The 20044-nt window shown below is 35.5% G+C and carries 18 protein-coding genes; all 18 read left to right on the top strand.

Annotated elements, in window-relative coordinates; translation table 11 throughout:
* Positions 1 to 88 precede the first annotated feature (88 nt).
* The 18 genes from rpsB to ribF all read left to right on the top strand — a co-directional run bounded on the left by rpsB (position 89) and on the right by ribF (position 19924).
* Positions 89 to 823 carry a 30S ribosomal protein S2 gene (gene rpsB, locus I5818_RS15650; RefSeq protein ID WP_058002677.1) on the top strand — a complete coding sequence of 245 codons (735 nt, stop codon included), beginning with the start codon at positions 89 to 91 and terminating at the stop codon, positions 821 to 823.
* A 129-nt stretch (positions 824 to 952) separates the two neighbouring features.
* Entirely contained in the window at positions 953 to 1834 is an 882-nt protein-coding gene (gene tsf / locus I5818_RS15645) for a translation elongation factor Ts (protein WP_058002678.1), read from the top strand.
* A 223-nt stretch (positions 1835 to 2057) separates the two neighbouring features.
* Positions 2058 to 2783, top strand: a complete 726-nt coding sequence (gene pyrH / locus I5818_RS15640; protein ID WP_058002679.1) for a UMP kinase — start codon at positions 2058 to 2060, stop codon at positions 2781 to 2783.
* Positions 2783 to 3340, top strand: a complete 558-nt coding sequence (gene frr, locus I5818_RS15635; RefSeq protein WP_078109077.1) for a ribosome recycling factor — start codon at positions 2783 to 2785, stop codon at positions 3338 to 3340. The genes pyrH and frr overlap by 1 nt, the downstream gene beginning before the upstream one ends.
* A 346-nt stretch (positions 3341 to 3686) precedes the next feature.
* A complete protein-coding gene (locus I5818_RS15630) occupies positions 3687 to 4484 on the top strand; it encodes an undecaprenyl pyrophosphate synthase (RefSeq protein ID WP_058002681.1) in 798 nt (265 codons plus the stop codon).
* Complete coding sequence (locus tag I5818_RS15625) at positions 4481 to 5278, top strand: phosphatidate cytidylyltransferase (RefSeq protein WP_058002682.1); 798 nt, start codon at positions 4481 to 4483, stop codon at positions 5276 to 5278. Before I5818_RS15630 ends, I5818_RS15625 begins: the two co-directional genes overlap by 4 nt.
* Positions 5279 to 5310: 32 nt before the next feature.
* On the top strand, positions 5311 to 6456 hold the full coding sequence (dxr, locus tag I5818_RS15620) for a 1-deoxy-D-xylulose-5-phosphate reductoisomerase (protein WP_078109078.1): 1146 nt from the start codon (positions 5311 to 5313) through the stop codon (positions 6454 to 6456).
* 16 nt (positions 6457 to 6472) lie between these two features.
* Positions 6473 to 7732 carry an RIP metalloprotease RseP gene (rseP, locus tag I5818_RS15615; RefSeq protein ID WP_078109079.1) on the top strand — a complete coding sequence of 420 codons (1260 nt, stop codon included), beginning with the start codon at positions 6473 to 6475 and terminating at the stop codon, positions 7730 to 7732.
* 351 nt (positions 7733 to 8083) lie between these two features.
* The gene (locus tag I5818_RS15610) at positions 8084 to 12403 is read left to right on the top strand and encodes a PolC-type DNA polymerase III (protein WP_078109080.1); all 4320 of its coding nucleotides are present in this window, start codon (positions 8084 to 8086) and stop codon (positions 12401 to 12403) included.
* Positions 12404 to 12719: 316 nt separating this feature from the next.
* The gene (gene rimP, locus I5818_RS15605; protein WP_058002686.1) at positions 12720 to 13187 is read left to right on the top strand and encodes a ribosome maturation factor RimP; all 468 of its coding nucleotides are present in this window, start codon (positions 12720 to 12722) and stop codon (positions 13185 to 13187) included.
* A 103-nt stretch (positions 13188 to 13290) separates the two neighbouring features.
* Entirely contained in the window at positions 13291 to 14415 is a 1125-nt protein-coding gene (nusA, locus tag I5818_RS15600) for a transcription termination factor NusA (RefSeq protein ID WP_071976696.1), read from the top strand.
* 12 nt (positions 14416 to 14427) lie between these two features.
* Positions 14428 to 14703: an RNase P modulator RnpM gene (gene rnpM / locus I5818_RS15595; protein WP_058002688.1), complete on the top strand. Its 276-nt coding sequence runs from the start codon at positions 14428 to 14430 to the stop codon at positions 14701 to 14703.
* A 4-nt stretch (positions 14704 to 14707) separates the two neighbouring features.
* Positions 14708 to 15010 (top strand): YlxQ family RNA-binding protein, encoded by a 303-nt coding sequence (locus I5818_RS15590; protein ID WP_058002689.1) that lies wholly within the window; start codon positions 14708 to 14710, stop codon positions 15008 to 15010.
* A 21-nt stretch (positions 15011 to 15031) separates the two neighbouring features.
* Entirely contained in the window at positions 15032 to 17227 is a 2196-nt protein-coding gene (gene infB / locus I5818_RS15585; protein ID WP_078109081.1) for a translation initiation factor IF-2, read from the top strand.
* Positions 17224 to 17502: a DUF503 domain-containing protein gene (locus tag I5818_RS15580; protein ID WP_058002691.1), complete on the top strand. Its 279-nt coding sequence runs from the start codon at positions 17224 to 17226 to the stop codon at positions 17500 to 17502. Before infB ends, I5818_RS15580 begins: the two co-directional genes overlap by 4 nt.
* 17 nt (positions 17503 to 17519) lie before the next feature.
* On the top strand, positions 17520 to 17864 hold the full coding sequence (gene rbfA, locus I5818_RS15575) for a 30S ribosome-binding factor RbfA (protein ID WP_058002692.1): 345 nt from the start codon (positions 17520 to 17522) through the stop codon (positions 17862 to 17864).
* 176 nt (positions 17865 to 18040) lie between these two features.
* On the top strand, positions 18041 to 18949 hold the full coding sequence (gene truB, locus I5818_RS15570; RefSeq protein WP_078109082.1) for a tRNA pseudouridine(55) synthase TruB: 909 nt from the start codon (positions 18041 to 18043) through the stop codon (positions 18947 to 18949).
* 15 nt (positions 18950 to 18964) lie between these two features.
* On the top strand, positions 18965 to 19924 hold the full coding sequence (ribF, locus tag I5818_RS15565; RefSeq protein WP_078109083.1) for a bifunctional riboflavin kinase/FAD synthetase: 960 nt from the start codon (positions 18965 to 18967) through the stop codon (positions 19922 to 19924).
* Positions 19925 to 20044: the final 120 nt, after the last annotated feature.

Raw genomic sequence — 20044 nt, 5'->3', positions numbered from 1 at the left:
ATTTAAATGAAGGGTGCTATTGAAAAAAATAGTCTTTATTTAAAAATGAATGGAGCGGAGGAAAACAAAACCATTAGGAGGAAATAAAATGTCAGTAATTTCTATGAAACAATTACTAGAAGCTGGTGTACATTTCGGACACCAAACTCGCCGTTGGAACCCAAAAATGAAAAAATATATTTTCACTGAGCGTAACGGCATTTATATCATCGATCTTCAAAAAACAGTGAAAAAGGTTGAAGAAGCATACAACTTTGTTAGAGAGCTTGCTGCTGACGGTGGTAATATTCTTTTCGTTGGTACAAAGAAACAAGCTCAAGAATCTGTAAAAGAAGAAGCAGAACGCGTTGGTATGTACTATGTTAATCACCGTTGGTTAGGTGGTACATTAACAAACTTTGAAACAATCCAAAAACGTATTGAACGTTTAAAAGCAATCGAAAAGATGGAAGAAGATGGAACATTCGAAGTTCTTCCTAAAAAAGAAGTTGTTCAACTTAAAAAAGAACATGAACGTCTAGTTAAATTCTTAGGCGGAATTAAAGATATGAAGAAATTACCAGATGCATTATTCATCATTGATCCTCGTAAAGAGCGTATTGCAGTTGCAGAAGCTCGTAAATTAAACATTCCTATCGTAGGTATTGTTGATACAAACTGTGATCCAGATGAAATCGACTATGTAATTCCAGCTAATGATGATGCAATTCGTGCGGTTAAATTATTAACTGGTAAAATTGCAGATGCAATTGTAGAAGTGAAACAAGGTGAAGCTGAAGAAACATCTGCACCTGAACAAGCACCAGCTGAAGTTGCTGAATAAAATTATCTACTTTTGTGGAAAAATGTATGAAAAAAGGTGATAAGAAGGTTTCAACCTTATCACCTTTTTTTAAAGAGTGAGTGAACATATAACTAATATATATTTACATACAATAAAGGAGGACTTCCCATGGCAGTTACTGCACAAATGGTAAAAGAATTACGCGAAAAAACAGGCGCCGGTATGATGGACTGTAAAAAAGCATTAACAGAAACAAATGGTGATATGGATAAAGCAATCGACTATCTTCGTGAAAAAGGGATTGCTAAAGCTGCAAAGAAAGCAGATCGTATCGCTGCAGAAGGTACAACTTTCATTTTAAGTGAAGGAAATAAAGCAGTTATCTTAGAAGTAAACTCTGAAACTGATTTCGTTGCAAAAAATGAAGGATTTATGAATCTTGTTAAAGAACTAGCTTCTCATTTATTGAAAAATAGCCCAGCTACTGTTGAAGAAGCATTAGAACAAAAAATGGAAAATGGTAGTACTGTACTTGAAACAATCAATGCTGCTATTGCAAAAATTGGTGAAAAAATCACGCTACGTCGTTTCGAAGTAAAAACAAAATCTGATAATGCAGCATTTGGTGAGTACCTACACATGGGTGGCCGTATTGGTGTATTAGCAGTATTAGAAGGAACAACTGATCAAGCTGTTGCGAAGGATGTTGCTATGCATGCAGCTGCATTGAATCCTAAATATATTTCTCGTGATCAAGTATCTCAAGAAGAAGTTGACCATGAACGTGAAGTTCTTACTCAACAAGCATTAAATGAAGGAAAACCTGAAAATATCGTTGCTAAAATGGTTGAAGGCCGCTTAAGCAAATACTTCGAAGAAATTTGTATTATTGACCAAGCATTCGTAAAAAACCCAGATCAAAAAGTTGGTCAATTTGTTAAATCACACGGTGCTACAATTACTGATTTAACTCGTTACGAAGTTGGAGAAGGTATTGAAAAGCGTCAAGATAATTTCGCTGAAGAAGTAATGAGTCAAGTAAAGAAATAAGCTTTAATGATGGGGAACACTCTGTGTTCCCTATTTTTAGAGAAGGTTCTTTTCTAATTGACATTGTACATAAATTACAATTGATAATTTTGACTAATCAAGTATAAAATCAAGAAAAGAGTACCAAGCTTTTATTATTATTGCATGGAAATCATTGCATTAATAACATAAAAGATATCATCGATGAAAATTTACATACTCTAAACCAATTGGAGGTCCATAAATGAGCACCCCAAAATATAAACGTGTAGTTTTAAAATTAAGTGGTGAAGCATTAGCTGGTGAACAAGGGTTTGGTATCAATCCCTCAGTTATTAAATCAGTGGCAGAACAAGTAAAAGAATTAGCAGAACTTGGTGTTGAAGTTGCTGTTGTTGTAGGTGGCGGGAATATTTGGCGTGGCAAAATCGGCAGCGAGATGGGAATGGATCGCGCTACAGCTGATTATATGGGCATGTTGGCTACGGTTATGAATTCTTTAGCACTTCAAGACAGTTTAGAACAAAATGGAATCGAAACTCGTGTTCAAACATCTATAGATATGCGTCAGGTGGCCGAGCCATATATTCGTAGACGCGCCATTAGACATCTTGAAAAGAAACGTGTTGTCATATTTGCAGCAGGTACAGGGAACCCGTATTTCTCTACAGATACAACAGCAGCACTTAGGGCGGCAGAAATTGAGGCAGAAGTCATATTAATGGCTAAAAACAATGTAGATGGTGTATATTCTGCTGATCCAAAATTAGATAAAAATGCAATTAAATACGATGAATTAACTTATCTAGATGTAATTAAAAATGGCTTAGCCGTAATGGATTCTACTGCTTCATCATTATGTATGGATAATGATATTCCATTAATTGTTTTTTCAATTATGGAGAAGGGGAATATCAAACGTGTTATAATGGGTGAAAATATTGGTACTATTGTAAGGGGGAAGGAATAATGCCGAAACAAGTAATTGCAAATACAAAGGAAAAAATGACTAAGGCGATTCAAGCATATACGCGTGAGCTAAGCTCAATTAGGGCTGGAAGAGCAAGTGCATCATTATTAGATAGAATTGTTGTTGACTATTATGGAGCACCAACACCAGTTAACCAATTAGCTTCGGTATCTGTACCAGAGGCAAGATTACTTGTTATCCAACCGTATGACAAGACTATTGTATCAGATGTTGAAAAAGCTATCTTAAAATCTGATTTAGGTCTAACACCGAATAGTGATGGCACATTAATTCGTCTTGCAATTCCTCCATTAACAGAGGAGCGTCGTAAAGAATTAGTGAAGCAAGTGAAAAAAGAGGCAGAATCAGCAAAAGTAGCAATTAGAAATATTCGTCGTGATGCGAATGATGATTTGAAGAAATTAGAGAAAAACGGTGAAATTTCTGAAGATGATCTAAGAGGTTATTCCGATGATGTTCAAAAATTAACAGACGAGTATATTAATAAAGTAGACGAACTGACTAAATCAAAAGAACAAGATATATTAGAAGTATAACGAAAAGCTCTCGAAATCGAGAGCTTTTTTTAAATGAAAGACTACTTGATTTGTTTTAGTAGCTCATTTCTCAAACATTGCTGCTATTTTGATTAAGTGATGACAAATTTTATAGGTAGAAGCTGTACCTTCCATCCTTTCACTGATACAAGGGATTTAAACTACACGGGACAATTTGTACTTTGAAAAAATGGATGGAAAAACTACACAAATATATTAATTTTATCTATAATAGAAATCACATTTAAAACATATTTTTTGTAAATAAAGATATTCATCCGATTTTTTGATATCATATTATATGTTATAGATTTATTAAGTGCAGTATTCCAGTGGAGGGCAAGTTATGTTAAAGAAAATGAAGTTACAAAAAACTTCCAAAGGAACACAAAGTATTGAAGAAAGAATTCAGCATATACAAAAGCAAGAACTTCCCAAGCATATAGCGATTATTATGGATGGGAATGGGAGATGGGCCAAAAAAAGAGGACTTCCTCGAGTTGCAGGGCATCATGAAGGAATGCAAAAAGTAAAACCAATTACACGTCTAGCAAACAAGCTCGGTATTGAGGTATTAACTCTTTATGCGTTTTCTACTGAAAATTGGATTCGCCCAAAAATGGAAGTAGATTATTTAATGAAGCTTCCACAAGAATTTCTTAGTGCCTTTCTACCTGAATTGATTGAAGAAAATGTGAAAGTAGAAATGATGGGGCATAAAGATAAATTACCTGTACATACGATGAAAGCCGTACAAAAAGCGATGGATGACACTTGTAATAACAGTGGACTTATATTGAACTTTGCTTTAAATTACGGTGGTAGGGATGAAATTGTCAATGCAGTACAGAATATTTTACAAGATGCAAAAAACGGTCAAATCAGTACTGAGGATTTAACAGAGGAAACAATATCCCACTATCTAATGTCTAAAAATTTACAGGATCCTGATTTATTAATCCGGACTAGTGGCGAAATACGTCTAAGTAACTTTATGCTTTGGCAACTTGCATATACCGAATTTGTGTTTACAGATGTATTATGGCCGGATTTTAGTGAAGAGGACCTTCTAGAAGCAATCGAAGAATATCAACGGAGATCAAGACGTTACGGCGGCATACAAAGTGAGGGAAAAGAACAGTGAAACAAAGAATAATTACGGCAGTGATTGCTGCAGCTATATTTATACCAATCGTTATTTATGGAAACATCCCATTTATTATCCTTTCTTATTTAATGGGAACAGTAGCTATTTATGAGCTATTAAGAATGAGAAAAATTTCTATCGTTTCATTTCAAGGAATTATTTCTGTTTTATTATTATGGATTATTCTAATACCAAAACAATATATTAATGTAATAGAGAATTTAGGCTATTCAAAACTGGAATATATCTTTATTGCCATACTTTTATTTCTTGTTATTACCGTTATAACAAAAAATAAAACCACGTTTGATGATATCTCCTTTTTATTACTAACAGTACTTTATGTAGGAATGGGGATCTATTATTTTATTGAAACAAGAGAAACTGGCGGTCTTACATATATTCTCTATTCCTTATTTATTATTTGGGCAACAGATTCGGGTGCCTATTTTATTGGTCGTTCTATGGGGAAAAGGAAACTCTGGCCAGAAATTAGTCCAAATAAAACTATTGAGGGTGCTGTAGGTGGGGTTGTATGTGCCGTTGTTGTGGGCATTCTCTTTCACTTTTTCTCAAACATTGATGTATCTATAGGAAAGTTATTATTCGTTTCAGCTGTTTTAGCGATTTTTGGACAAATTGGAGATTTAGCTGAATCAGCCTATAAACGTCACTATGGAGTAAAGGACTCAGGAAAAATCCTTCCTGGACATGGCGGAATTTTAGACCGTTTTGATAGTTTATTATTTGTATGGCCTTTATTGCATATACTTCATATTATTGGTAATTAATCAAGCGGTTTTAGAAATTAGGAGTTGAAAACATGAAATATATTAGTTTAATGGGTGCTACAGGTTCTATTGGTACTCAAACATTAGACGTAATTCGAAATCATCCTGAACAATTTTGTTTAGTTGCAATTACAGTCGGTAAAAATATCGAATTAACGAGAAAAATTATTTCTGAATTTAAACCGGAATTAGTTTCAGTACAAAATCAAGATGACTATGAAAAATTAAAAGCGGAATACGGACATTCTATACGCCTTTCATATGGTCAAAACGGCTTATTGGAAGTAGCCATCTATGAGAAAGCAACTATTTTAGTTAATGCTGTAATGGGGAGTGTCGGACTTTTTCCAACATTACATGCCATCCAAGCGGGAAAAACCATTGCACTTGCAAATAAAGAAACACTTGTAACGGCTGGACATTTAGTTATGTCTGCAGCGGAACAACATGGTGTAAGCATTCTTCCAGTAGATAGTGAGCATTCTGCAATATTTCAGTGTCTGCAAGGAGAGAAGGATAGCGAAATTGATCGCCTGATTATCACCGCTTCTGGCGGTAGTTTTCGGGACAAGACTAGAGAGGATTTAATTGGGGTCACAGTAGAAGAGGCATTAAATCATCCGAATTGGTCAATGGGTGCTAAAATTACCATTGATTCAGCAACAATGATGAATAAGGGATTGGAAGTAATTGAAGCACATTGGCTATTTGATATACCTTTTGATAAAATTGATGTAGTATTGCATAGAGAGAGTATCATTCATTCCATGGTAGAATTCCAAGATACAAGTATAAAAGCACAATTGGGTTCGCCTGATATGCGAGTTGCGATTCAATATGCATTATCCTATCCGAACAGACTTCCTTTACCATCAGGAAAGAGACTGAATTTAGAGGACATTGGTAAACTAAATTTTGAAAAAATGGATTATAAGAGATTTCATTGCTTAAAACTTGCATATGATGCAGGGAGGACTGGCGGATCATTACCTACAGTTTTAAATGCAGCTAATGAGGCTGCGGTCAATGCCTTTTTAAATAAAAAAATTGCCTTTTTACAAATTGATGAATTGATAGAAAGAGCTTTAGATAGGCATAATGTGATTAAACATCCTGACTTGGATACAATTAAAGAAATTGATCAAGAAACAAGAGTATATATAAACACACTCTTCTAAAAAGGTGGTTTTACATTTGACTACTGTCATAGCGTTTATAATTATTTTTGGCGCATTAGTCTTCTTCCATGAAGCAGGTCATTTTTACTTTGCCAAAAGGGCGGGAATACTTTGTCGCGAATTTGCGATAGGCTTTGGTCCGAAGATCTTGTCATTTAAAAAGAATGAAACCCTTTATACGATAAGATTACTACCTATAGGTGGCTATGTGCGTATGGCTGGTGAAGATCAGGAAATGCTCGATTTGAAAGCTGGTCAACGTGTTGGATTGATTTTTAATGATAAGGAACAAGTGGAGAAAATTGTTCTTAACGGTAAAAACAGATATCCTAATATTCGACTAATTGAGGTAGAATCTGCTGATTTAGATCATGATCTAATCATTAAAGGATATGAGGAAGAGGACGATGAAACATTAAAAACCTTCTCCCTTATGAAAGAAGCTGTTATTGTTGAGGATCAAGTGGAAACCCAAATAGCACCGTGGGATCGACAATTTGCCTCAAAGTCATTAGGAAAACGTGCGATGACCATATTTGCCGGACCGATGATGAATTTTGTTTTGGCAATTGTTATATTTACCATTTTAGCGATCATTCAAGGTGTTCCCACAAATGATCCAATACTAGGCAAGTTGACAAATGATGGTGCTGCCAAACAGGCTGGACTGCATACTGGGGACACAGTTATTAGTATTGATGGCTCTGAAATTTCAAGTTGGGAAGATATTGTGGATGTTATTCAAAAGCATCCAGGTGAAGAATTAATGTTCACGATTGAACGTAATAATCAAACAAAAGATATTGCCGTAACACCGAAAGCAGAAAAAGAAGGTGAAAAGGAAGTAGGAAGAATTGGGGTACTAAATCCTGTTGAAAAATCTCCTTTAAAGGTAGCCACTTATGGTGTTCAACAAACCTATCAATGGACAATTGAGATATTCCGTATGCTAGGTAAACTTGTTACTGGACAATTCTCTATTGACATGCTTTCAGGACCTGTTGGCATCTACAAATCAACAGAGGTAGTTGCTAAATCTGGTGTGTTGTACTTAATGAAATGGGGAGCACTCCTTAGCATTAATCTTGGAATCATGAATCTACTACCTATCCCTGCACTTGATGGTGGAAGACTATTATTCTTCGGGGTAGAGGCATTAAGAGGGAAACCAATTGATCGTCAAAAAGAAGGTATGGTGCATTTCATTGGTTTTGCATTGCTCATGCTGTTAATGATTATCGTAACATGGAATGATATACAAAGATTCTTCCTTTAAAATTGAAAGCAATCGGAAATTAAACCGATTGCTTTTATTACGTATTAAGAAGGAATATTTTTATACAGGCTCTTTTCTCAAACATTGATATATTTAGGTAAAGTTTTACTAATAAATATCTGGTGAAGAACGCTAATCCTCTTCATTTTACTTTGGAAAAGAGCTAGCTGTAACTTTCATAATAACCACTAAATCTGTAATAAAGAGCAATTGATCCTTCTGACATCAATTAAAAGGCAAATTTTCCTTAATGTTTTACATTGAAATTCGTTAGGGCTTTTTTTATTATTAGGTAAGTACCAAATTGGTGTAAGGAATAGAAATAAAAATAAATGGATGGGAGAGGTAGATATGACGAATAATCCCGCCGACAGGAAAGAAAGATTTCGCGTATTATTACAGCAGTTAAATTTGACTGATAATATGGTTGTTCAATCGTTTGCGAATGCTGAGATTGAGAAACTAGTAGTTGAAAAAAATAAAAAAAGTTGGCATTTTTATTTTTTATTAGAGCGCGTTTTACCGTATGAAATTTTTTATCGTTTTTCAACACAATTAAGACATGTGTTCCATCATATTGCACAAGTGGATTTTTCCATACGGGTAATGGATACACAAATTTCTGAAAAAGAAGTATTAGATTACTGGAGTTATTGTGTAAAAGAATTAGATGGTATTTCACCTATGCTTTTATCCCTTTTAAATGGACAAGTACCAAAATTAAAAGGGAATAAACTTACCATACAAGCAAGAAACGATACAGAGGCAAGAACATTAAAGCAAAAATATGGGGAAATTATCTCAACTATTTATCAAAATCTTGGATTTCCATTAATGATGATTGATTCTGAAATCGGGCAAAATGAATCAAATGAAGAATATAAGAAGTTTATTGAGGCTAAACAAAAAGAGGATGAAGAACGAGCAAAGCTTGCTGTCATGGAAATGCAGAAAAAGGATGCAGAACCGAATGATGCTAGTGCTCCGGAAGGTCCAGTGATGATTGGCTTGACGATTAAGGATGATGATACGTTCCGTAGAATGGAAGAAATCGTTGATGAAGAAAGAAGAATTACGATTGAAGGCTATGTCTTTTTTGCTGAGACAAAGGAACTTCGTAGTGGTAGAACATTATTAACCTTTAAAATCACTGATTATACGAGCTCTATCCTAGTTAAAGTGTTTTCCCGTGATAAAGAGGATGCACAAATCCTTAATCAAGTAAAAAAGGGTATGTGGCTTCGTGCTCGCGGAAGTATCCAAAACGATACATTCGTTCGCGACCTGGTCATGATAGCCAATGACTTAAATGAAATCAAACCTAGATTAAGACAAGATGTAGCACCAGATGATGAGAAAAGAGTTGAACTTCATCTTCATTCACCGATGAGCCAAATGGATGCGGTCACTTCAGTTAGTGATTTAGTTAAACAAGCAAAAAAATGGGGGCATAAAGCTATTGCCATTACAGACCATGGAGTGGCACAATCGTTCCCTGAGGCATTTGGTGCGGGAAAGAAAAATGATATAAAGATATTATATGGGGTAGAAGCAAACTTAGTTGATGATGGAGTACCGATAACATATAATGATGCCCATCGTCTGTTAAGTGATGATACGTTTGTCGTATTTGACGTTGAAACTACGGGGTTATCTGCAGTTTATGATACCATTATTGAACTTGCGGCCGTCAAAATTCATAATGGGGAAATCATCGATCGTTTTGAATCCTTTGCAAACCCACACCATCGTTTGTCCAACACTACCATTGAATTAACAGGAATAACGGATGATATGGTTGAAAGTGCACCAGATGTAGACATTGTTTTGCGAAAATTCCTAGAGTGGTCTGGAAATGATGTTCTAGTTGCCCATAATGCTTCCTTTGATATGGGGTTTATCAATGTCGGATATCAAAAGATTGGTTTGCCAAAAGCCACAAATCCAGTTATTGATACATTGGAAGTTGCTAGATTGCTATATCCAGAATTTAAAAACCATCGTTTAAATACATTAGCAAAAAAATTCGATATCGAATTAACACAGCATCACCGTGCGATTTATGATGCTGAAGCAACAGGGTATATTTTAATTAAATTATTAAAAGATGCCAGTAAGCAAGGAATTGAATACCATGATCAATTTAATGATTATATGGGTAAAGGTGGTGCGTATAAGCGTGCTCGTCCTTCTCACTGCACATTACTAGCCCAAACCGAGAAAGGGTTAAAAAATTTATTTAAACTTATTTCATTAGCTCATATAGATTATTTTTATCGTGTGCCAAGGATTCCAAGGTCCCAATTACAAAAATATCGTGAAGGTATACTTGTAGGTTCCGCCTGTGATAAAGGAGAAGTATTTGAAGGAATGATGCAAAAGGCACCTGATGAGGTGGAAGAAACAGCGAAATTCTATGATTATTTAGAAGTGCATCCTAAAGAGGTTTATGCCCATTTAATAGAAATGGAACTTGTTAAGGATGAGAAATCATTAGAAGAAATAATCATGAACATCGTAAAGCTTGGCGAAAAATTAAATTTACCAGTCGTTGCAACTGGTAATGTCCATTATTTAAATCCAGAAGATAAGATTTATCGAAAGATATTAATTAATTCCCAAGCAGGGGCAAATCCGCTGAATCGCCACCAATTGCCAAATGTTCATTTTCGAACAACGGATGAAATGCTAAAAGCATTTGCTTTCTTAGGTGAGGAAAAGGCGAAAGAAATAGTTGTAACTAACACCAATAAAATTGCAGATATGATAGATGAAATTAAACCAATTAAAGATGATTTATACACACCTAAAATTGAAGGTGCAGAAGAAGAAGTTCGAAATATGAGCTATACAATGGCTAGAAGTATTTATGGTGAAGAACTTCCGGAAATTGTAGAGGCAAGACTTGAAAAAGAATTAAAAAGTATAATTGGACATGGATTTGCTGTAATTTATTTAATCTCGCATAAGCTTGTAAAAAAATCATTGGATGATGGTTATCTAGTTGGTTCACGGGGATCTGTTGGCTCATCTTTAGTTGCAACGATGACCGAAATTACAGAAGTAAATCCGTTACCCCCACATTATATCTGTCCTAAATGCAAAACATCTGAGTTTTTCAATGATGGATCAGTTGGGTCTGGGTTCGATTTACCAGATAAGGATTGTCCAAATTGCGGAGCAAAATACAAAAAAGACGGACATGATATTCCCTTTGAAACATTCCTTGGTTTTAAAGGAGATAAAGTACCGGATATTGATCTAAACTTCTCTGGTGAATATCAACCCCGTGCTCATAATTATACGAAAGTTTTATTCGGTGAGGAGTATGTATATCGTGCTGGAACGATTGGAACGGTTGCAGAAAAGACTGCTTATGGTTATGTGAGAGGATATACTCAAGACAATAACTTAACGTTACGTGGAGCTGAAGTTGATCGCCTTGTTCAAGGGTGTACAGGGGTAAAAAGAACAACAGGACAGCATCCAGGTGGGATTATTGTTATTCCTGATTATATGGATGTATATGATTTTACTCCAATCCAATTCCCTGCAGATGATCGAGAATCGGAATGGAAAACTACCCATTTTGACTTTCATTCGATTCATGATAATGTCTTGAAGCTTGATATTCTGGGGCACGATGATCCTACGATGATAAGGATGCTGCAGGATTTAAGCGGAATCGATCCGAAAACAATTCCAACAGATGATCCTGTGGTTATGCAAATATTTAGCAATACCGATTCATTAGGAGTTACTCAAGAGCAGATCATGTGTAAAACAGGTACATTAGGAATACCAGAGTTCGGAACGAGGTTCGTGCGGCAGATGCTTGAGGATACTAAACCAACAACATTCTCAGAATTGGTTCAGATATCTGGGCTTTCACATGGAACGGATGTATGGTTAGGAAATGCACAGGAGCTCATTCAAAATGGAACTTGTATACTTCCAGAAGTTATTGGGTGTCGTGATGATATAATGGTTTATTTAATCTATCAAGGTTTGGAACCGTCGTTAGCGTTCAAAATCATGGAATCTGTCCGTAAAGGGAAGGGTCTTCAACCGGAAATGGAAGAAGAAATGCGCAATCAGAATGTTCCAGAATGGTATATTGATTCCTGTAAGAAAATTAAATACATGTTCCCTAAGGCACATGCTGCTGCATATGTATTAATGGCAGTACGAATTGCGTACTTTAAAGTACATTTGCCACTTTTATACTATGCTGCATATTTTACTGTTAGAGCAGAAGATTTTGATTTAGAGTCAATGGTACGTGGATCAATTTCTATCCGTTCAAAAATTGAAGAAATAAATGCAAAAGGGCTGGATGCATCGACGAAAGAAAAAAGTTTATTGACTGTTTTAGAGCTATGTCTTGAAATGTGCGAAAGAGGATTCAATTTCCAAAAAGTTGATCTTTATCGATCAAAGGCAAGTGAATTTGTTATAGATGGTAATTCTCTCATTCCACCATTTAATGCTATTCCTGGGCTTGGAACAAATGCGGCATTAAATATCGTTAAAGCACGTGAGGATGGGGAATTCCTTTCCAAGGAGGATCTACAACAACGTGGAAAAGTATCGAAGACGATTATTGAATACCTTGATAAACATGGCTGCTTAGAATCACTTCCAGAGCAAAATCAGCTGTCATTGTTCTAAATTCTATAAATCGTTGAACAAGACGTGTATAGGAATATAAAAAAGGAAGGTTCGCCCATTAGGGAAATCAAAAAAGCGGATTATCCCATTTGCTAGTCGGGTCTAACCCAGTCACTTCCGCATTTCTATTTGCATATAAATTTTGGTTATGGTATATTTTTATTGGAAATACTACTGATAACTCTTGGAAAGAGTGGGGCTTCATACCCACTCTTTCGTGTTTATTACACGGTTTACTCAGGGATTTGTCCATTTTGCTTCTATGATGATTAATTTACTTTTATCAAATTTACGAATTGTTAATCAGGAGGTTTTTATGAGCAAAGTTACGGACGTTGTAGAAGAACTCGTTGCACCAATCATTCTAGATATGGATCTTGAACTTGTTGACATTGAATATGTTAAGGAAGGAAAGAATTGGTTTCTTCGCGTATTTATAGATAAGGATAATGGAATCGATATTGAAGAATGTGGGATAGTAAGTGAACGTCTTGGGGAAAAATTGGACGAATTAGATCCAATCCCTAATAATTACTTTCTGGAAGTATCCTCTCCTGGTGCTGAACGCCCTTTGAAAAAGGAAAAGGATTTTGAAAAAGCTGTAGGAAAGCATGTAAATATTAAAACCTACGAGCCAATTGATGGTGAGAAGGAATTTGAGGGAAAACTACTTGAATTTACAGGTGATCATGTCAAACTTGAAATGAAAGTGAAAACTAGAACGAAACAAGTAGAAATACCTTTTGAAAAAGTGGCCAAAGCCCGTCTAGCTATTGTATTTTAATATTTATCTAATTTACAAAAGCTCATTCTGACGAATTTACGTTAGAATTAACAACATTAACTCATAGAGTTTTTTATTTATATTTGAGGGGGATGACGTTTCCATGAGCACAGAACTTTTGGATGCTCTAATTATTTTAGAAAAAGAGAAAGGAATTTCTCGCGATGTTATCATAGAAGCCATCGAAGCTGCACTAGTGTCAGCATACAAAAGAAATTTTAATCAAGCGCAAAACGTTCGTACAGACTTGAATTTAGGGAACGGCACGATGCGTGTATTTGCAAGGAAGGATGTAGTCGACGAAGTTTTTGATTCACGACTAGAAATCTCAGTTGAGGATGCACAAAAAATTAATCCTGCGTATGAAGTAGGAGATGTTGTAGAAATTGAAGTAACACCAAAGGACTTTGGTAGAATTGCTGCACAAACAGCAAAACAAGTAGTCACCCAACGTGTACGTGAAGCTGAAAGAGGCATCATATACAGTGAATTTATCGATCGTGAAGATGATATTATGACTGGAATCGTTCAAAGACAAGATCCTCGATTTATTTACGTGAATTTAGGTAAAATTGAAGCACTGCTTGCGCAAAGTGAACAAATGCCTAATGAGTCTTATCGTCCTCATGACCGTATCAAGGTGTACATTACGAAAGTTGAAAAGACAACAAAAGGGCCACAAATCTTTGTTTCTCGGACACATCCTGGACTATTAAAACGTCTATTTGAAATTGAAGTTCCGGAAATTTACGATGGCACAGTTGAAATTAGATCTGTTGCACGTGAAGCTGGAGATCGTTCGAAAATATCTGTTTATACTGATCAAGCTGATGTAGACCCTGTTGGTGCATGTGTTGGACCTAAAGGTGCAAGGGTTCAGGCAATTGTGAATGAATTAAAAGGTGAAAAAATTGATATTGTCGAATGGTCTGATGATCCAGTAACGTTTGTTGCGAATGCTTTAAGTCCTTCAAAGGTTCTCGAAGTGATTGTTGATGAGGAAGAAAAAGCGACAACTGTTATCGTCCCTGATTATCAACTTTCTCTTGCGATTGGTAAACGTGGTCAAAATGCCCGTCTAGCAGCAAAATTGACTGGATGGAAAATTGATATCAAAAGTGAATCTGAAGCTCGCGAGTTAGGGATATATCCAAGAGAAGATAATTTATTCAGTAATGAAGATCAGCTAGATGATACATTCGAAATAGATGAGGATGATTTCGAATAGGAGGCGATCTAAATGGCTACAAAAAGGAAAATTCCTTTAAGAAAATGTGTTGCAACAGGCGAAATGAAACCTAAAAAAGAAATGATACGAATTGTTCGTTCTAAAGATGGGGAAGTATCAATTGATCCGAATGGAAAAAAATCAGGAAGAGGCGCATATTTGTCTAAAGATAAAGATGCCATCCTACTTGCCAAGAAAAAAAACATATTGGCTAGCCATCTAGAAGTAGCTATTGATGATTCAATCTATGACGAATTAATCCGATTCGTTGAAAGGGAGAATCTCTAAATTAATGAGTGAACAAAAAGCAATGTCACTACTTGGGCTAGCGAATCGAGCAAGGAAGGTTATTTCGGGTGAGGAGCTTGTTGTAAAAGAAGTAAAAAATAAACATGCAAAGCTTGTTCTTCTATCAAATGATGCATCAGAAAATACAGCCAAAAAAATCCAAGACAAATGTCAGTATTATCAGGTCCCGATTAAACGAATTAGTTCAAGAGAAACTCTCGGGTCAGCGATTGGAAAAGAAGCAAGAGTTGTCGTTGCTGTGATGGATAATGGCTTTGCAAAAAAATTAGAATTATTGCTCGGCTGAATCATAGGTGGGGGTGAACATATGAGTAAAGTTCGGATATATGAATATGCAAAACAAAAAAATGTATCTAGTAAAGAAATCATTTCAAAGCTTAAAGAAATGAATGTTGAAGTATCTAATCATATGTCAATGATTGATGGGAATGCTATTAATAAATTAGATGAATGGTTAAGCTCAAATAATAAAACACAAGCATCTAATTCAAATCATAATTCTAATCAAAAGAATCAAAATAAAGTGGAAGACCAGAAAAAAAATAGACAAAAAGAAATGGAAGTTGAAGAGAGCCTCGTGAATGAAACTACACAACCAAAACATAAACCAAAAAATAATGATGTAAAGTCAAATAAGAACGACGGAAATAAAGGAAAACAAAAAAATAATCAATATAAAAATAATAAAAATAGTAAGAACAAACAAAGACCGCAGCAACAACAATCACAACCACCTAAGAAAAAGGAACTCCCAAGTAAAATTACATTTAGTGGTTCCTTAACTGTAGCAGAACTTGCGAAAAAGCTCCACAGAGAGCCATCAGAATTAATTAAAAAGCTATTCATGCTAGGTGTTGTAGCAACTATTAATAATGAGCTTGATAAAGATTCAATCGAACTTATTGCTACAGATTATGGTGTTGAAGTGGAAGAAGAGATCCAAATTGATACCACAGATCTTGAAGTGTATTTCACTGAAGATAATGAAGTTGAACTAGAAGAACGTCCTTCTGTTGTTACAATAATGGGGCATGTTGACCATGGTAAAACAACAACATTAGACTCTATTCGTAATACGAAGGTTACTGCTGGTGAAGCAGGTGGAATTACTCAACATATCGGTGCTTACCAAGTTGAAGTGAATGGGAAGAAAATTACTTTCTTGGATACACCAGGACATGCTGCATTTACAACTATGCGTGCTCGTGGGGCACAAATTACAGATATCACTATATTAGTTGTGGCTGCAGATGATGGTGTTATGCCACAAACAGTTGAAGCCATTAATCATGCGAAGGCAGCAAATGTTCCAATTATCGTAGCTGTCAATAAGATGGATAAACCATCAGCTAATCCTGATCGTGTAATGCAAGAACTAACAGAGCATGGTCTTGTTCCTGAGGATTGGGGTGGAGATACTATCTTTGTTCCTATTTCAGCAAAAACAGGTGAAGGAATCGATAATTTGCTTGAAATGATTCTCCTTGTATCTGAGGTTGAGGAATATAAAGCAAATGCCAATCGAAAAGCTGTTGGGACTGTGATCGAAGCACAGCTTGATAAAGGGCGTGGTTCGGTAGCGACTCTACTAGTACAAAATGGTACATTGCATGTGGGAGATCCAATTGTTGTTGGTCATACCTTTGGGCGTGTGCGCGCGATGGTAAATGATTTAGGTCGTCGTGTAAAAGAAGCTGGACCATCTACACCAGTAGAAATTACTGGATTAAATGATGTTCCTCAAGCAGGAGACCGTTTTGTTGTATTTGATGATGAGAAGACTGCCCGTCAAGTGGGTGAAGCAAGAGCGCAACAAGTTCTTCAAGCACAACGCAATGAGACAGCTCGAGTTAGTCTAGATACTCTTTTTGAGCAAATGAAACAAGGCGAAATGAAGGACATTAATATTATTATTAAAGCAGATGTTCAAGGATCTGTAGAAGCGTTAGCAGCTTCCCTTCAAAAGATTGATGTTGAAGGTGTGAATGTTCGAATCATCCACACAGCAGTTGGTGGAATTAATGAATCTGATATTTCACTTGCAGCAGCATCAAATGCAATTGTTATTGGCTTCAATGTACGACCAGATGTAAATGCTAAACGTGCAGCGGAAGCAGAAAATGTTGATATTCGTTTACATCGCATTATTTATAAGGCAATTGAGGAAATTGAATCTGCGATGAAAGGTATGCTTGATCCAGAATTCCATGAAAAAATCATTGGACAAGTGGAAGTACGTCAAACCTTTAAAGTATCAAAAGTGGGTACAATTGCAGGATGCTATGTAACTGATGGAAAAATAACACGTGATAGTGGAATTCGTATTATCCGTAACAGCGTCGTTATTTTTGAAGGTGAAATTGATACACTAAAACGTTATAAAGATGATGCAAAAGAAGTTAGCCAAGGCTATGAGTGTGGTATTACGATTAAAAATTACAATGATATTAAAGAGGGAGATATCATTGAAGCCTTTATTATGGAAGAAGTCGAGCGTGCATGATAGGCTATGTGGAATGTGAATTCCGCATCTTTGAAACAAGCTCGTTAAAAGAAAAACGAGCTGTTCTACAAAGGACAATGAGTCGATTAAAACAAAAGTTTAATGTCTCTGTTTCAGAAATTGATTATCAAGATATGTGGCAACGTACAAAGATTGCGATTGTTACTGTATCTTCAACGCAATTTTCCGCAGAAAGAGAACTGGAAAATTCCTTGAGATTTTTAGATTCCTTTCCTGAATGGGAAAGATTAGATACCATTTACGAATGGTTGTAATGTGAGGTGTTTTATTTATGAACCTTCGTGCAAATCGTGTCGGTGAGCAAATGAAGAAAGAGCTTAGTGAAATCATTGGCAGAAAAATAAAAGATCCACGTATAGGATTTGTTACAGTAACAGATGTACAAGTAACAGGTGATTTACAGCAAGCAACGGTCTACTTAACCGTATTAGGTGATCATAAACAAAGAGAAAATACATTAAATGCATTAGAAAAAGCAAAAGGGTTTATTCGTTCTGAAGTTGGACATAGAATTCGTTTACGTAAGACTCCAGAATTATCATTTGCTATCGACGAGTCCATTGAATATGGAAATCGTATTGAAACATTGTTAAAAGAAATCAACCCAGATAAGTGAGAAAAAATGGATAGACACCCTTCGTCTATCCATTTTTTAAAGCTTTTTTAAAAGGTATATGCGTGATTTTGCATATATTTTGTGTAATCAATAAATTAAGTTACGAGCTCTTTTCTACACCTTATTTAAATAGCAATTTTAGAAATGAGCCTTTAAAAAGGAGTGTAACAATACATATGGACGGAATTCTTCCGCTATGGAAGCCCAAAGGAATGACTTCCCATGATTGCGTATTCAAAATTCGCAAAATGTTGAAGATGAAAAAGGTTGGACATACAGGAACTCTTGACCCTGATGTCACTGGTGTATTACCAATTTGTCTAGGAAAAGCAACAAAGATTGCCGAATACATAACAAATGCAGGTAAAGAATATGTTGGTGAAGTAACTCTAGGATTCTCTACGACAACAGAAGATGCTAGTGGTGAAGTAGTACAAGAAAAACAGGTAACTAGGGATATAAATCGCCAGGAAATTATTGATGTACTAAATTCGTTACAAGGAGAAATTCAACAAACTCCTCCGATGTATTCAGCTGTAAAAGTGAATGGAAAGCGTTTATATGAATATGCAAGAAAAGGGATAGAAGTAGAGCGCCCATCTAGATGGGTTCATATTTATGAAATCGAATTATTGGATGAACGAGAAGTGTTTACAGGAGAAAATATCTCATTTAGCTTTCGTGTAAAATGTGGAAAAGGGACATATATTCGAACCTTAGCAGTAACAATGGGTGAGCTTTTAGGCTATCCTGCACATATGTCAGCTCTGACCCGTATCTCATCAGGTTCTTTTTCTGAGAAAGAGTGTGTCACATTTTCTGATATTGAAAAGGGATTAGAAGATCATAAATTAGAAAATTATATCCAGCCGTTGGATCGTGGTCTTTCTCATTTGCCCAAAATGGTGATAAATGATACATTAGCAGAGAAAGTGTTAAATGGTGCAGTGTTACCAAAAGACGATTTTTGGACTTATGGAGAACAAGAGGTCGCTGTAATTTATCAAAATCAAGTGATTGCAATTTATAAAATTCATCCAGAAAAACCATATTTAATTAAACCAGTTAAAGTTCTGAATGGATAGAAAAAGGTGAGATAGTTGAAAGTCATTACAATACATCATCCACATGATTTAAAAAAAGAAGATTTTCCTCCATTAGTTATGGCCCTTGGATATTTCGATGGTATTCACTTAGGCCATCAAAAAGTAATCAAGTTAGCGAAAGCAATTGCTGAAGAAAATGAATGGAAGAGTGCAGTTATGACTTTTGATCCGCACCCTTCAGTAGTGCTAAGTCAAAAAAATAAGCAAATCCAATTGATTACACCATTAGAGGACAAGAAACAATTAATTCAAACAATGGGCATTGATTATTTATTTATTGTTCGATTTACATCAAGCTTTGCTAATCTTTCGCCAGAAGAATATGTTGATCAATATATTTGTGGTTTAAATGTGCAACATGTTGTAGCAGGATTTGATTTTTCTTATGGTAAATTTGGGAAAGGTACGATGGAAACATTACCTATTCATGCAAAAGAAAGATTTACTTATTCTAAGGTAGATAAATTGGTGGTAAATGAAGAAGGGGAAGAAAAAGTGAGTTCGACATTAACGCGAGAATTATTGAGTAATGGTGATATGCTTGGGGTACAAAATGTTTTAGGACGTTTCTATCAAACTAATGGAATTGTCATTCATGGTGAAAAAAGAGGTAGACAAATCGGATTTCCTACAGCGAATATTCAATTGAATAGTGATTATATTCTACCGAAACCAGGAGTTTATGCAGTAAAAATCAAGGTAAATCATAAATGGTTAAATGGAGTTTGTAATATTGGCTTTAAACCAACATTTAAAAAAGAAGAAGAGTATATGTTAACGATCGAAGTTCATATTATTGATTTTGATCAATCGATTTATGGGGAAGAAGTAAAGATTGAATGGCATAAACGAATTAGAGATGAGAAAAAGTTTGATGGAATCGACCAACTTAAGGAACAAATTTCTAACGATACATTAGAAACCATCAAATACTTTGAAAAAAATTTAATGTAGACTTGTTTTTTTTGTTAAATAGTAGTATTCTAGTACAGTGTAATGAACCTTTGCTTGGCAAGTCGAATCACCGACGCTTGCTCAGTAACAGGGGATTATCTATTTTTTAGGAGGTGAAAA

Origin of the sequence: Heyndrickxia oleronia (assembly GCF_017809215.1) — a bacterium.
Taxonomy (GTDB): domain Bacteria; phylum Bacillota; class Bacilli; order Bacillales; family Bacillaceae_C; genus Heyndrickxia; species Heyndrickxia oleronia.
This window is presented reverse-complemented; position numbering and strand designations above follow the sequence as displayed.